The 415-nt window shown below is 60.0% G+C and carries 1 protein-coding gene; it reads right to left on the reverse strand.

Going from position 1 to position 415, the window contains the following annotated elements:
• Positions 1-66 precede the first annotated feature (66 nt).
• Positions 67-415, reverse strand: a 349-nt coding sequence (locus I6F37_RS42005; RefSeq protein WP_225154674.1) for a hypothetical protein, incomplete at its 5' end; no start/stop codon positions are given.

A 415-nucleotide genomic window follows, 5' to 3' on the forward strand; every position in this document is an offset into this window, starting at 1 on the left:
ACATTCGAAATACCAACACGATCGAATCCGTCTGGATCGCCGGCAATCGCGTGCAGCGCCAGTAGCTCAGAACCCGCTGGGACGCACCCAGAAGCTCTCTTGCCAGGTCTGTCCGGGAGGAATGCTCTGCAGCTCCTTGTACAGACCTTTGTGGGCGAGGTTCATCGCGTCGGTGATGCCCGCCATCGGCTCAAAACAGATGAAGTTGCGATTCTGCGCGGTACCGCCTCGCCCCTGCCCCGCCGGCGGATTCGGCGCATAAATCACCGCCGACCGGTAATTTGGCCCGAACAAAATGTCGAGCTTCTGCGACTTCCCCTTCACCGACATCAGCGCCCGCCCCGACGAATCCCGCACCAGATCCCCGAAAACATGGTCGAGATTGAAGTCCTTGAGCACCGCCGACTGCGGATTC

This window comes from Bradyrhizobium sp. NBAIM08, from assembly GCF_020193935.1.
In the GTDB taxonomy this organism is placed as follows: domain Bacteria; phylum Pseudomonadota; class Alphaproteobacteria; order Rhizobiales; family Xanthobacteraceae; genus Bradyrhizobium; species Bradyrhizobium yuanmingense.